12 protein-coding genes are annotated in these 12,549 nt (G+C 69.0%); all 12 read right to left on the reverse strand.

Annotated features, from left to right (window positions below):
• Nucleotides 1-78: 78 nt before the first annotated feature.
• The 12 genes from HV798_RS19995 to HV798_RS20050 all read right to left on the reverse strand — a co-directional run bounded on the left by HV798_RS19995 (nt 79) and on the right by HV798_RS20050 (nt 12,499).
• Entirely contained in the window at nt 79-2,292 is a 2,214-nt protein-coding gene (locus HV798_RS19995; protein WP_175193532.1) for a rhodanese-like domain-containing protein, read from the reverse strand.
• A gap of 113 nt (nt 2,293-2,405) precedes the next feature.
• Nucleotides 2,406-3,335 carry a CysB family HTH-type transcriptional regulator gene (locus HV798_RS20000; RefSeq protein WP_025138485.1) on the reverse strand — a complete coding sequence of 310 codons (930 nt, stop codon included), beginning with the start codon at nt 3,333-3,335 and terminating at the stop codon, nt 2,406-2,408.
• A 55-nt stretch (nt 3,336-3,390) separates the two neighbouring features.
• A complete protein-coding gene (locus HV798_RS20005; protein WP_175193533.1) occupies nt 3,391-3,738 on the reverse strand; it encodes a VOC family protein in 348 nt (115 codons plus the stop codon).
• A gap of 122 nt (nt 3,739-3,860) precedes the next feature.
• On the reverse strand, nt 3,861-5,069 hold the full coding sequence (metC, locus tag HV798_RS20010) for a cystathionine beta-lyase (RefSeq protein WP_175193534.1): 1,209 nt from the start codon (nt 5,067-5,069) through the stop codon (nt 3,861-3,863).
• Entirely contained in the window at nt 5,066-5,692 is a 627-nt protein-coding gene (locus HV798_RS20015) for a cysteine dioxygenase family protein (protein WP_175193535.1), read from the reverse strand. The genes metC and HV798_RS20015 overlap by 4 nt, the downstream gene beginning before the upstream one ends.
• A gap of 29 nt (nt 5,693-5,721) precedes the next feature.
• Nucleotides 5,722-6,573 carry an amino acid ABC transporter ATP-binding protein gene (locus HV798_RS20020; protein ID WP_175193536.1) on the reverse strand — a complete coding sequence of 284 codons (852 nt, stop codon included), beginning with the start codon at nt 6,571-6,573 and terminating at the stop codon, nt 5,722-5,724.
• Nucleotides 6,560-7,381 carry an amino acid ABC transporter permease gene (locus tag HV798_RS20025; RefSeq protein WP_175193537.1) on the reverse strand — a complete coding sequence of 274 codons (822 nt, stop codon included), beginning with the start codon at nt 7,379-7,381 and terminating at the stop codon, nt 6,560-6,562. The genes HV798_RS20020 and HV798_RS20025 overlap by 14 nt, the downstream gene beginning before the upstream one ends.
• A complete protein-coding gene (locus HV798_RS20030) occupies nt 7,371-8,108 on the reverse strand; it encodes an amino acid ABC transporter permease (protein ID WP_025138491.1) in 738 nt (245 codons plus the stop codon). Before HV798_RS20030 ends, HV798_RS20025 begins: the two co-directional genes overlap by 11 nt.
• Entirely contained in the window at nt 8,105-9,352 is a 1,248-nt protein-coding gene (locus tag HV798_RS20035) for an aminotransferase class I/II-fold pyridoxal phosphate-dependent enzyme (protein ID WP_175193538.1), read from the reverse strand. The genes HV798_RS20030 and HV798_RS20035 overlap by 4 nt, the downstream gene beginning before the upstream one ends.
• The gene (locus HV798_RS20040; RefSeq protein ID WP_175193539.1) at nt 9,349-10,764 is read right to left on the reverse strand and encodes an FAD-binding oxidoreductase; all 1,416 of its coding nucleotides are present in this window, start codon (nt 10,762-10,764) and stop codon (nt 9,349-9,351) included. The genes HV798_RS20035 and HV798_RS20040 overlap by 4 nt, the downstream gene beginning before the upstream one ends.
• Nucleotides 10,761-11,624, reverse strand: coding sequence for a transporter substrate-binding domain-containing protein (locus HV798_RS20045; RefSeq protein ID WP_175193540.1), 864 nt, complete (start codon nt 11,622-11,624; stop codon nt 10,761-10,763). Before HV798_RS20045 ends, HV798_RS20040 begins: the two co-directional genes overlap by 4 nt.
• A 35-nt stretch (nt 11,625-11,659) precedes the next feature.
• Nucleotides 11,660-12,499 carry a transporter substrate-binding domain-containing protein gene (locus tag HV798_RS20050; RefSeq protein WP_025138494.1) on the reverse strand — a complete coding sequence of 280 codons (840 nt, stop codon included), beginning with the start codon at nt 12,497-12,499 and terminating at the stop codon, nt 11,660-11,662.
• Nucleotides 12,500-12,549 lie beyond the last annotated feature (50 nt).

Here is a 12,549-nt window from a genome sequence, read left to right on the forward strand (position 1 = left end):
CAGGCGCGAACAGGCCTGGGAATCCGGAGAATATGTGTTCAGCTTACAGTCAGGAACAACTTTGTAGGCATAACCTGATTACTGGGATGCGATCAGCCGGATGTCTGCGCTGCCGTCGCGTTCCAGTTGCGCCACCAGGCCCAGTTCCCAGTCCAGGTAGTCGCGAAAGCCCTGGTCGCGGGCCGACAGGTCGTCGAACAGGTACGGGCTGATGCTTTGGTCGTCGTCGCCAGTCAGCACGCCGTCGGCGCCCTTGCCCAGCGCCAGGCCCTGGGCCTGCCAGGCGCGGGTGCCGCCCAGCAGGTAACGCACCGGCCGTCCGGTGCGCCAGGCCAGGTCGGCCGCGACCACGCTGGCCAGCACGCCATCGGGCGACGTCAGCACGATGGCGCGCTGCGTGTCGGTCGGCAGGAATTCCTGCAGGCGGTCGGGCGCGGCGTAGCGGGCGCCGGACACGTGGCCCCGTTCGTAGGCCAGGCGCGATTCGACGTCGAACACGTCCACCTCGCCCGCATCGAGCGCGGCTTGCAGCGCCTGGGCGCGCAGGGCCGGCGCGTCGGGCCGGTGGCGCAGTACGCGGCGCGGTTCCGCACCGCGTTCCAATGCCGCCAGGGCCGGCGGCTGGTACAGGTAGACCTCGACCGCGCCCAGTTGCGCCAGCCAGGCGCCGGTGGTCTGCGCCCGCACGCCGTCCCAGTCCACCAGCACCACGCGCGCACGGCGCGTGGCCAGGTATTCGTCGGTGGCCTGCACCAGCTGGCCGCCGGGCGCCCAGCGCCAGCCTGGCAGGTGGCCCGTTTCATATTCTTCGCGCGTGCGCACGTCGAACTTGTACAGCGTGCGCGACGCCTGCTCGGCCTCGAAGGCTTGCAGCGTGGCCGCGTCGATGTAGCCGATGCCGGCGCGCTGCGCCACGTCGCGGGCCTGCTCGCGGGCGGCGGCGATGCTGTCGGCCGACGGTTCCGGCAACGCCGCCTGGCGGCCATAGGCCAGCTCGCGGCCGGACAGCAGCCATTCCATGGTGCCGTTGCGCAGCGAGGCCACACGGTTGGGAATGCCGGCGTCGATCAGCGTCTGGGCGCCGACGATGCTGCGCGTGCGGCCGGCACAGTTCACCACCACGAAGGTCTTGGGGTCCGGCGCCAGTTCGCGGATGCGATAGACCAGCTCGGCGCCCGGCAGGCTGTGCGAGAACGGCAGCGTGAAGTTGTGGAATTCCTCGGGCGTGCGGCTGTCGACCACCACGATGTCGTCGCCGCGGGCCACGCGCTCATGCAGTTCATCGACGTCGATCCACGGGGTGTGCTTCTCGTGTTCGATGACTTCGCCGAACGCCTTGCTGGGCACGTTGGTGCCCGAGAACAGTTCGCGCCCTTCTTGTTCCCAGGCGTCGGTGCCGCCGGCCAGCACCGAGATATCGGTCCAGCCCAGCCGCGTCAGCTTGGCGGCGGCCTGGTGCGCCAGCGTTTCGTCGTCGTCGACCAGCACGATGCGGGTGTCGCGGCGCGGCACCAGGCGGTCGGCCAGCACTTCCAGGCGCCACAACGGCGCGGGCACGGCGTACAGCAGGTGGCGGCGGGCGTAGCGGCCGGCCTCGCGCACGTCCAGCACCGCGATTTCGGCTTCGCCGCGCAGTTCGGCCTGCAGGCCCGCGGCCGACAGGCGTGCATGGTAGATGGCGGCCGGCGGCGAAAACGTGCGGTACGCACCGCCTGCGGTGCTTTCGAACACCACGCGGCCGTGCAGGCGATCCAGCGCCAGGCCATAGAAGTGCAGGTGCGCGCCGGGCGCGTCGTCGACCAGTTCGATGGTGTGCACGTCGTTCGGGCCCAGCACGATGGAATTTCCCGGGCCCACGTCAACGCGGCGCACGTGGGTCAGCACGTCGCGGCCCGGTTCGGTGCCGGCGCTGCGGGCATAGACCTCGTTGCGCTCGTTGCCGGATACGCCGGCAATGATGGCCCAGGTGGTGTGGTCGTGCGGCGGCTGGGCCTTGCCCGCTTCGCCCAGCGACAGGTACAGCGCATAGCCGCCGTCCACGTCTTCGGCCAGCCGGTAGATCGACGTGGGGCGGCCCGGCACCACGGCAAAGGCGTCGGCGGGAAACAGTTCGCGGCGGCGGCCCAGGGCTTCGAGCAACGTGGCCACGCGGGCCAATTGGTCGGGCGTGGCCTGGCGCGGGTCCGGCGCCACGGCCTTGACCTGGGCGATGAAGTCGCGCACGGCCTGGGCGCGCGCGCTGTCTTGGGAAGTCGAGGTGGCGGCAGCGGCCGCGTGCAAAGAAGTGCTCATGGGATGGCCCGGAATTCCTAGGTTGAAGAACCGGACCAGCCTACGTCCGCGCCCCGGCGCGGACAACGTAGAAATGCGTCTATGGATATGCGGCCGATGCACGGCCTTGCCGTTCAGTCCTCGCCCTTGAGCGCCTGGTCCACCACCGCGCGCGTCAGCGTCGGCACGAACATCTCGATGAAATGGAACGCGTAGCCGCGCAGCCAGGCGCCACGGCGGATCGCCAGCCGGGTCAGGTTGATCTCGAACAGGTGGCGCGCGTCGATGGCGCACAGGCGCGTATCGCGCTCGGCATCCCAGGCCACGGCGGCCACGATGCCCACGCCCAGTTCCAGTTCGACGTAGGTCTTGATCACGTCCGCATCCATCGCGGTCATGACGATGTCCGGGGTGATGCCGGCGCGCGCAAAGGCTTCGTCGATGTGCGCCCGCCCCGTGTAGCCGCGCCCATAGGTGATGATGGGGTAACGCGACAGCTGCGACAGGCTGATGCCGCCCTCGTGCGCGCTGAGCGGATGGCCCTTTGGCACGATGATGCTGTGGCTCCAGCGGTAGCACGGCAGGTTCAGCAGGCCCGGATAATCGGCCACCGCCTCGGTCGCCACGCCGATGTCGGCCTCGCCTTCCAGCAGCATTTCCGAGACCTGCTTGGGCGAGCCCTGGTGCAGGTGCAGCACCACCTCGGGGTAGCGCTGGCGAAATTCCTTGATGACCGGCGGCAAGGCGTAGCGGGCCTGCGAATGGGTCGCGGCAATCGACAGCACGCCCGTGCGGCTGTCGGCGTATTCGGCGCCCGCATGGCGGATGTTGTCGGCGCATTGCAGGATCTGCTCGACCAGCGGCAGGATCAGTTCGCCAGGCGGGGTCAGGCCGATCAGGCGTTTGCCCGAGCGCACGAAGATGTCCACGCCCACCTCTTCTTCCAGTTCGCGGATCTGGCGGCTGACGCCGGGCTGCGAGGTATGCAGGCTTTCCGACACGTCGGTCAGGTTGAAATCACGGCGCACCGTTTCGCGCACGGAACGCAATTGCTGGAAGTTCATGGATTCGCTGGGGCCTGAAGGTACCGGATTGAACCGGAAAACGCCTTGCCCGGCCCTAGCCGAGAAAGGCCAGTTGGTTGCCGGAGGGGTCTTTGACGTACATGACGCGCTGGCCGGCGTCAGGCAGCGAACAGACGGGGTGATAGCCCGCATTGCGCAGGCGCAGCAGGATGTCGTCGTAGGCGCGGGTCTTGATGGCCAGGTAGTCGGGCTTGACCTCGCGGCTGACCTCGGCCACCGGCGACAGCGACAGGGTCGCATCGCCCAGGGCGAACAGCAGCTGGCCGCCCGGGGCGGGCACTTCGTCCAGCCCGATGGCGCCGCGGTAGAACTCGCGTACCGCGTCCAGCCGCCGCGCCACAAAGGAAAGCTGTACCGAACCGATGGATGAAATAGTAGACATGCCCTGCCGCCGACCGTGGAACAAGGCAAATTCTAGTACCCGGGGGTACAACCGGACAAAGAGGTTGTAATTGCTTCTACATAATCAGAAACCCTTAAGACACGGAGTCATTTGCATATGCGTCAGGCGCTGCGGCGCAGGCTCTCGCGCACCACGCCAAAGGCCCGGTCCAGGTCGCCCACCAGGTCCAGCGGATGCTCCAGGCCGATGTGCAGGCGCACCACTTCGCCCGCCCCTTCCCAGAAGCTGTGCTCGGCCAGGCGCTCGGGCGCGGCTTGCAGCGCCAGGCTTTCATAGCCGCCCCACGAGGCGCCGATCGAAAAGTAGCGCAGCGCATCGATGAAGCGCGCCGCCGCGCCCGGCTGCCCTGCCGGAAACGCAAACGACACCAGGCCGCTTGCGCCGCTGAAATCGCGTTGCCACAATGCGTGGCCGGGGTCGCCCGGCAGCGCCGGGTAGAACACCCGCGCCACGTCGGCATGGCGCGACAGGTATTCGGCCACGCTCAGCGCGTTCTGGTGATGGCGTGCCAGGCGCACGTCCAGCGTGCGGATGCCGCGCAGCGTCAGGTAGGCATCGTCCGCGCCTACCGCCAGGCCCAGCGCGTCGTAGGTGGCGCCGATGCGCTGCGCCAGTTCGGCGCTGTCGACCGTGACCACGCCCATCATCACGTCCGAATGGCCCGCCAGGTACTTGGTGGCGGCCTGGATGGAGATGTTCGCGCCCAGCGCCAGCGGCTGGTAGTACAGGCCGCCGCTCCAGGTGTTGTCGGTGGCCACCAGCACGCCATGGCGGCGCGCGGTGGCGGCCAGGGCCGGCAGGTCCAGCACCTCGTACAGCAGCGAACTGGGCGATTCCAGGTACAGCAGGCGCGTGGTGGGACGAATCAGCGCTTCAAGATCGTCGCGGCCCGGCGAGAAGTACTGCACCTCGATGCCATAGCGCTGCAGCAGCGCCTTGTCGACCCGCCGCAGCGGCGAATAGACGCTGTCCGACACCAGCGCGTGTTCGCCCGGCGCCAGCGTCGCCAGCAGCACCAGCACGATGGCCGACAGGCCCGACGGCGCCAGGATGCTGCGATAGCCGCCTTCCAGCGACGCCACCGCGGCTTCCAGGGCCTGATGTGTATCCAGGCCATGGCGGCCATAGGTGGCGACACGCTCGCCGGCCGCGCGCTGGCCGTTCAACGCCGCATGCGTGGCGGTGTCGGCAAAACGCACGGTGCTGGTGCGCACCACCGGCACGTTCACCGGCCCGGCGCCGCCGCTCAGGTCGGGGCTGCCGGCGTGCACCAGGCGGGTCTGCACGTGGGCTTGGTCCAGGCCGCTCATGCGCGCTGCTCCTGGCCGGGCTTCATCTGGGTAGCGTTGTAGTTCACGATCTCGCCGGTGGCCAGGTCGATGCCGATGCGGCCCGACAGGGTTTCCAGCGGCTGGCCATACAGGTGAAAGTGCAGCGTCGGTTCGTCGCCGGTCACGTGGATGCTGTGGATGTCGTCCGGCAGGAACGACACCGGCTGGCCCGGCTGCACCACCACTTCACGCACCTGCTCCAACGTGGCGCGGCCGGCCTGCGAGCCATCGTCGCTGCGGCGATAGACGCGGTTCAGTTCCTGCCCCGACAGCGCCACGATGGCCGCCCAGGTGGTGTGGTTGTGCGGCAAGGTGGTCTTGCCGGGGTTGATCGAATTCAGGTAAAGCGCCGGTTCGCCCGCGCCGTCGTCCGGGTTCAGGCGATAGCGGGTGGACGCGCCCACGCCCTGCCCCGGCGCGGGCGGCGGGAAGTCGGTCGCGGGAAACAGCGCCCGCTGCTCGGCCAGCTGTTCCAGGCGTTCGGTCACGCGGGCCAGCAGGTCACGGGTCAGCGGCGCGGCGGCCAGCAGGCCGCGGATGTCGGCCAGGGCGTCCTGCACCTGGCGGCGGCGTTCTTGGGAAACGGAAGTCTCGGTGGTCATGGCGGTTCTCCGGAAGGTCGGAAAAAAGGTCACACTGCAAGACGCAGCGGATCAAAGGTCAGGTAGGCGTCGATCGGGTCGGGCTGCCCGCGCCGCGCGGGCGGCTCGGCCGACGTGCGTTGCAGGAACGCGCGGGTGCGTTCGCTGTCGGGATGGCTGAAGATGCGGGCCGGCGGGCCGTATTCCACGATGCGGCCGGCCTCGGTGAAGTACACGGTGTCGCTGACTTCCTGCGCAAAGCGCATTTCGTGCGTCACCAGCACGCAGGTCAGGCCGTCGTTGACCAGGTCGCGGATCACGGTCAGCACCTCGCCGACCATTTCCGGGTCCAGCGCCGAGGTCACCTCGTCGAACAGGATCAGCTCGGGGCGCAGCGCCAGCGCCCGGGCGATCGCCACGCGCTGCTGCTGGCCGCCCGACAGTTCGCCCGGATAGGCGTTTTCCTTGTGGTCCATGCGCACCTTGGCCAGCAGTTCACGCGCCAGCGCCTGCGCCTGGGCGCGCGGCTGGCCATTGACCTTGATGGGCGAGATCACCAGGTTTTCCAGCACGCTCAGGTGCGGGAACAGGTTGTATTGCTGAAACACGAAGCCGACCCGCTTGCGCAGCGCGATCAGTTCGCTTTCGGATTTCAGGGCGTCGACCCGCACGCCGCCCACCTCGATTTCACCGCGTTGCGGGCGCAGCAGGCCGGTGATGCAGCGCAGGATGGTGGACTTGCCCGAGCCCGACGGGCCGATGATGGAAACGGCGTTGCCGGCCCGCACCTCGACGTCGATGCCCTTCAGGACCTCGGTCTGGCCAAAGGCCAGGTGCACGTCCCGCAGGCGGACCAGCGGGGTGTCGGCGGCGGCGCGCGCGCCGGTGTCAGTGGTGCGCATAGCGTCGCTCCAGGTAGCGCGTCCAGCGCGAGATGGGATAGCAATAGGCGAAAAACAGCGCCAGTAGCGTGAAATAGACCAGCACGGTGAAATCGCTGCGCGCCACCGTGTTGCTGGCCACCGTGGCCGTGTCGACCAGGTCGTGCACCCCCACCAGCGAGGCCAGCGAGGTGCTCATGGTGATGCTGGCGTACAGGTTCATCCACGACGGCAGCATGCGCCGCACGCACTGGGGCAGCACGATCATGCGCAGCACCTGGGTGCGGCGAAACGCCAGCGACTGCGCCGCCTCCCATTGCGCCTCGGGAATCGACTGGATCGCGCCGCGAAAGATCTCGGCCACATTGGCGCTGGCCGGCAGGCCCAGCCCGATCACCACCTTGATCCAATCGGGAAACGGCAGGTTCCAGCGCCCCAGGTTCAGCTCGAACGGAAACACGTAGGTCGTGAAATACACCAGCACCAGGATCGGCGCGTTGCGAAACGCCAGCACATAGACGCGCGTCAGGCGCCGCAGCAGCACCGACGGCGACAAGGACAGCGCGCCGATCACCAGGCCCAGCGCGGTACCCAGCGCCATCGCCAGCACGCTGATCTGCACGTTCATGCCCAGCCCGCGCAGCAGCGCCGGCGACCATTGCCACAAAAAGCGCACCGCCGCGGGCGTGGTGTCCGTCAGCGCCCATCCGGCGCCCAGCGCAAGCAGCGCCAGGAGCAGCACGAACCACGGATCGCGCAGCAGCGCGCCCGGCCCGAAACCGCCCGCGCGGCGGGACGCCTGCGCATTCAATGCCAGATCATTGGCCATAACCAGGCATCCTCAAACGGGTTTCCAGCCAGCGTCCGCCCACGCTCACCAGCCAGGTCAAGAGGCCGAAATACAGCAGGATCAAGAGCAGCAGTTCCAGCACGTTGTCGCGGTGCGACCAGATCATGATCGACTCATACGTCACGTCGCCCACCGCGATGGCCGAAGCAATCGCAGTCATCTTCACCAGGTCGACCAGGTTGTTGACCAGCGCCGGCAAGGCAAAGCGCAGCGCCAGCGGCAACTGCACCTGCGCCAGGATCTGGCGCCGCGAGAACGCCAGCGACCGCGCGGCCTCCAGCGTCACGGACGGCACGGCCTCGATCCCCGCGCGCAGCGCCTCGGCGTGGAATACGCCTTTGTGCAGCGCCACCACGATCACCACCCACATGAACGGGGTGATCGGACTGCCGCCGCCCAGCTTCTGCGTGATCAGCATGTTCAGCACCAGGAAGGCGCAGTACAGCTGCACCAGCGTGGGCGTGTTGCGGGTCAGTTCCACAAACGCCTGCAAGGGCCGCGCGAGCCAGCCCCGGCCACTGGTCAGCCCGGCAGCGATCAGCACGCCGAACGCGAGGCTGACGGGAATGGTCCAGAGGCACAGCTGCACCGTCACCAGCAGGCCATGGCCGAACGCGGCCAGTTCGCCGGGGTCCAGCACGAAGCTGTAGTTCAGGCCCAGGGGCTTGAAGAAATGCACCCAGGCCTGCAGTACCTGTTCGATCATGCAGCGGCCTCCAGCGCCTTGGCCGGCCGCAGCGCCGCGACCGCGCGGCCGATGCGCACCACCGCTTCCTGCAACTTGGCATCCGACGCCGCGAACGACAGCCGCAGATACGGCGACAGGCCATAGGCCGCGCCGCGCACCACCGCCACGCCTTCGGCGTCGAGCAGCCAGTCGACCACATCGCCGTCATCAGCGATGACGTGGCCATCCGGCCGCGCCAGGCCGATCAGCCCGGCTACGCCGATCCACGCAAAGAACGAGCCTTGCGGCACGGCCACGCGCAGCCCCGGCACGGCGCCCAGGCCATCCACCACCACGCGGGCGCGGCGCGCATAGGCCTGCCGCGCCGTCTCGACGAAATCGTCCGCCACGCCCTGCAAGGCCGCCAGCGCCGCGGCCTGGCCCAGCGAACTGGGGCCGGACGACACCTGCGATTGCACCGCTTCCAGCACGCCGATCAACGCCGCCGGCCCCACGCCCCAGCCGATGCGCCAGCCGGTCATGGCGTAGGCCTTGGACACGCCATTGACCGCCAGCGTGCGGCCGGCCAGGTCGGGCGCCGCGCGCAACAGATGCGTCGGCGGCTCGCCAAACCAGATTTCCTCGTACATCTCGTCCCACAGCACCAGCACCGACGGATGCTCGCGCAGCACGGCGGCCAGCGCCGCCAGCTCGTCGTGGCTATAGACGGCGCCCGACGGATTGCCGGGCGAATTCAGGATCAGCCACTTGGTGCGCGGCGTCAGCGCCTGGCGCAGGCCGTCGGGGGTGAGCTTGAATCCATCGGCCTGGGCGGTGGGCGCCAGCACCGGCGTGCCGCCGTTGACCCGCACCGAATCCAGGAAGGTCGGCCAGTACGGCGTGGGCACGACCACTTCGTCGCCTTCGTCCAGCGTGGCAGCCAGGGCCAGATAGATCACCTGCTTGCCGCCGTTGGAGATGATGACGTTGCCGGCCTGCACGTCCACGCCGTGACGCTGGCGGTAGTCGTCGGCCACCGCGCGGCGCAGCGCCGCGGTGCCGGCGGTGGGCGTGTATTTGGTCTGGCCCTGGGCCAGCGCCGCCGCGGCGGCGTCCTTGATGGCCTGGGGCGTATCGAAATCAGGCTCGCCCGAGGTCAGCACGACAATCGAGCGGCCCTCGGCCGCCAGCCGCGCGGCGCGTGCGCCGGCAGCGGCGATGGGCGACAGTTCCACGCCGCGGAGACGGCGCGAGAACACGCCGGGAAACAGGGGTTCAGTCATGACAGGACCTTTCCGGGATTCATCAGGTTCAGGGGATCGAGCGCCTGCTTGACGCGGCGCATCAGCGCCAGTTCCAGCGGGCTCTTGAAATGGGGCAAGGCGTCGCGCTTGACCTGGCCGATGCCGTGTTCGGCGCTGATCGAGCCGCCTTGCGCATGGGCCTGGGCGTGCACCAGATCGTGGATGCGGGCTTCCTGCTCGAACAGGCGCGATACCGGGCCGGCCGGGTCGTGCGAGACGTTGTAGTGCAGGTTGCCGTCGCCCAGATGGCCGAACGCCATCGGCCGCAGGCCCGGGTCCAGTGCGTGCAGCGCCTGCGCTGCGCCTTGCAGAAACGCCGGCACCCGCGACACGGGCACCGAGATGTCGTGCTTGACGTTGCCGCCGTCGCGCGCCTGCGCCAGGCCGATGGCCTCGTCACGCAGCCGCCAGAACGCGGCGGCCTGCTGCAGGCTGTGCGCAATCGCCGCGTCTTCCAGCACGCCTTCGTGCAGCGCGGCTTCGGCCAGGCGCTGCAAGGCGTCGGCGACGCCGGCCTCGTTGGCCGACACTTCCAGCAGCGCATACCAGGGCTGCGCCAACGCCGGCAGCGGCTGCGGCTGCTCGGGCACGTGGCGTGCCACCAGGTCCAGCACGGGGCGGCCGATCAGCTCGAACGCCGTCAGTTGCGCGCCCAGCCGTCGCCGCGCCAGCGCCAGGAACGCCAGCGCCGCTTCGATCGACGGCAGGCCCGCCAGCGCGCTGCCCTGCTCGGCCGGCTTGGGAAACAGCTTCAATGTGGCCGCAGTGATCACGCCCAGCGTGCCTTCGCTGCCGATGTACAGGTCGCGCAGCGAATAGCCGGTGTTGTCCTTGCGCAGTCCGCGCAGTCCATTCCAGATCTCGCCTTCGGCCGTCACCACTTCCAGCCCCAGCGTCAGTTCGCGCGCATTGCCGTAGCGCAGCACCTGCGTGCCGCCGGCATTGGTCGACAGATTGCCGCCGATGGTGCAACTGCCCTCGGACCCCAGGCTCAGCGGAAACAGCCGGCCGGCCTGGCTGGCGGCCTCCTGCACCTGCGCCAGCACACAGCCGGCCTGCACCGTGATGGTGTCGTTGTCCGTGTCGATGGCCAGCACCCGATTCAGCCGGCCCAGCGACAGCACCACGGCCCGGCCGCTGGCATCCGGCGTGGCGCCGCCCATCAGGCCGGTATTGCCGCCCTGCGGCACCACCGGCACACCGGCCGCGCGGCACAGCCGCAGCACGGCGGCGACGTCGTCCGCATTCGCCGGCCGCGCCACCGCCAGCGCCCGGCCGTGCAGCACACGCCGATGGTCGGTCAGGAACGGCGCGGCGTCCGGCCCGGTCGCCACCCAGTCCTGCCCCAGCCGCGCGCGCAGCGCGGCCAGCAATGCGGCGTCGGCCGTCATGGCTTGGCCTGCGCCTCGGGCGGCGCGCTGTCGAACTTGCCGGCCTGGGCGGCGGCCTGGGCCTGTTTCAGGTAGTCGGCGGGCACGCCGAATTTCTCCGCCTCTCGCACCAGCAAGCCGGACTTGTGCCAGTCGCGGATCACGCCGTCGACGAAAGCGCGCGTATCGGCTTCGTTGCGGCGTGTCCAGATCACCGTCGGCGACGGAATCAGCTGGTCGGACGTGGCCAGCTCGAAGCCGTCCCATTCCTTGCCGTTGGGGCCGTGCAGCGTCTCGTACAGCGCCGGCTGGATGTGCACCGACGCATCGCAGCTGCCGCCCTTGAGGGCCAGGAGCGATTCCGGAATGTTGCGCAGGCCCTTCACGACCGCGCCATAGGTCTCCTGCAGCGGCTTGGCGAAATTGCTGCCTTGCGACACGCAGGCCACCTTGCCCTTCAGGTCTTCCCAGCGCTTGATGCCGCTGCGCTTGGACACCATCGCCGCGCCGCCCACCAGGTTGTAGGGCGTGGGCGCGTAGCTCAGGATCTCGCTGCGTTCCTGGGTCCACTGGATGTTGGCAATCAGCAGGTCCACCTTGCCCGCTTGCAGGAACTGCACCCGGGTCGCCGCGGTCACGGGCACCGTTTCCAGCGCCACGCCCAGGCGCTGGGCGATATCGCGGCCCAATTCGGTCTGAAAGCCCCCGACTTTGCCGGAGGCCGGGTCCAGTACGCCGAACGGCGGGCTGGCGCCGTCCACGCCCACCACCAGCTTGCCGCGCTGCTTGACGCGGTCCAGCGTCGCGTCGGCATGCGCCGCCGTCGTCGCCAGGGCCGCCAGCGCCAAGGCGGCGGCCCACTTCATTGCTTGCTTGGTCATCGTCTTATCCAACACGTGCTTGCCATTCACCGGGCTCAGCTGCCCTGCTTGTACTTGTCATGCAGCTCTTGCAGCAGCGGCTGCGCCGGCTCGATATCCAGGCGCTTCTCGGTGGCGATCAGCCAGCCCGTGCGGTGCCAGCCCTGGATCACCTTGTCGACCGCGGCGATGGTGTCGGCCTCGCCCTTGCGGGTCCAGACCACCGAGTTTGCCGGCAAGACCTCGCTGCCGATGGGCGCGTGGTAGGCCGCCCATTCGGGGTTGCTGCGCAACAAGGGGTGGATCAGCGTCGAATCGTGCACCGCCGCCACGCACTGGCCGCCGCGCAGCGCCAGCAGCGAGTCCGACGAGCTCTTGTAGCCCTTGACCACCGCGCCGTAGTCGGCCTGCAAGGGACGCGCGAAGCTGCTGCCCTGCGACACGCAGACGGGCTTGCCGCGCAGGTCTTCCCACTTGGTGATGCCGCTGTCGCGACGGGTCGCGGCCGCGCCGCCCACCCGGAAAAACGGCGTGGGCGCGTAGCCCAGGATCTCGGCGCGTTCGGGGTTCAGTTCCATCGACGCGATCAGCAGGTCGACCTTGCCCGAGATCAGGAACTGCGTGCGGGTGGCGGTTTGCACCTGCACCAGCTCGGCCTTCACGCCCAGGCCCTTGGCCAGTTCGCGCGCCAGGTCCGGGTTCCAGCCCACCAGTTCCTGCGTCTTCGGGTCGATCGAGCCGAACACGCCGCCGTTGGCCAGCACGCCGATGGTGACGGTGCCGCGTTCCTTGATCTTGTCCAGCGTGGCATCCGCGTGGGCGGCGGTGGCGCCGGCCGCCAGGGCCAGGGCGACGGCGGTGCGCAGGAACAGGCCGGGGGTATTGCGAGTTTTCATGTTGTCGTGCCGTATGCATTGAACGGAGTTCTATGCTGCGTGGCCGCGGC

The organism is Achromobacter deleyi, from assembly GCF_902859705.1.
In the GTDB taxonomy this organism is placed as follows: Bacteria; Pseudomonadota; Gammaproteobacteria; order Burkholderiales; family Burkholderiaceae_B; genus Achromobacter; species Achromobacter deleyi.

What these genes read in the sequence shown, in the direction of transcription:
- HV798_RS19995 (WP_175193532.1), bottom strand. Translation starts at nt 2,292, where the DNA reads ATGAGCACTTCTTTGCACGCGGCCGCTGCCGCCACCTCGACTTCCCAA.
- HV798_RS20000 (WP_025138485.1), bottom strand. Translation starts at nt 3,335, where the DNA reads ATGAACTTCCAGCAATTGCGTTCCGTGCGCGAAACGGTGCGCCGTGAT.
- HV798_RS20005 (WP_175193533.1), bottom strand. Translation starts at nt 3,738, where the DNA reads ATGTCTACTATTTCATCCATCGGTTCGGTACAGCTTTCCTTTGTGGCG.
- metC (WP_175193534.1), bottom strand. Translation starts at nt 5,069, where the DNA reads ATGAGCGGCCTGGACCAAGCCCACGTGCAGACCCGCCTGGTGCACGCC.
- HV798_RS20015 (WP_175193535.1), bottom strand. Translation starts at nt 5,692, where the DNA reads ATGACCACCGAGACTTCCGTTTCCCAAGAACGCCGCCGCCAGGTGCAG.
- HV798_RS20020 (WP_175193536.1), bottom strand. Translation starts at nt 6,573, where the DNA reads ATGCGCACCACTGACACCGGCGCGCGCGCCGCCGCCGACACCCCGCTG.
- HV798_RS20025 (WP_175193537.1), bottom strand. Translation starts at nt 7,381, where the DNA reads ATGGCCAATGATCTGGCATTGAATGCGCAGGCGTCCCGCCGCGCGGGC.
- HV798_RS20030 (WP_025138491.1), bottom strand. Translation starts at nt 8,108, where the DNA reads ATGATCGAACAGGTACTGCAGGCCTGGGTGCATTTCTTCAAGCCCCTG.
- HV798_RS20035 (WP_175193538.1), bottom strand. Translation starts at nt 9,352, where the DNA reads ATGACTGAACCCCTGTTTCCCGGCGTGTTCTCGCGCCGTCTCCGCGGC.
- HV798_RS20040 (WP_175193539.1), bottom strand. Translation starts at nt 10,764, where the DNA reads ATGACGGCCGACGCCGCATTGCTGGCCGCGCTGCGCGCGCGGCTGGGG.
- HV798_RS20045 (WP_175193540.1), bottom strand. Translation starts at nt 11,624, where the DNA reads ATGACCAAGCAAGCAATGAAGTGGGCCGCCGCCTTGGCGCTGGCGGCC.
- HV798_RS20050 (WP_025138494.1), bottom strand. Translation starts at nt 12,499, where the DNA reads ATGAAAACTCGCAATACCCCCGGCCTGTTCCTGCGCACCGCCGTCGCC.